The sequence below is a fragment of the Vibrio sp. 10N.222.52.B7 genome (genome assembly GCF_041474275.1).
GTDB lineage: Bacteria > Pseudomonadota > Gammaproteobacteria > Enterobacterales > Vibrionaceae > Vibrio > Vibrio crassostreae_C.
Map to the genome: position 1 here is coordinate 1,463 of NZ_JBFRTU010000216.1, position 237 is coordinate 1,699.

1 protein-coding gene is annotated in these 237 nt (G+C 47.3%); it reads right to left on the minus strand.

The window, feature by feature from the left end; all coding sequences use genetic code 11:
- Nucleotides 1-215 (minus strand): thiamine pyrophosphate-binding protein (locus tag AB4512_RS22490; protein WP_372175752.1); only part of this gene is annotated, 215 nt, incomplete at its 3' end.
- Nucleotides 216-237 lie beyond the last annotated feature (22 nt).

Here is a 237-nt window from a genome sequence, read left to right on the forward strand (position 1 = left end):
TAACCATCTGCCATGTGGGCAGCGCCTTGCTCGTGTACTACTGGGACCAATCGAATGCCAGCAGGAGCAAAGATATCCATTGCGTCCATAAATGCTGACCCCATGATGCCGAACATGTCGGTAACATCATTAGCAACCATAGTTTCAACGAACGCTTCTGATGGTGTCATTGTTACTGTGCCGGAAACAACCGTACGTTTTTCTTGCTCGCTCATTCTTCCATTCTCCTTGAGTTAA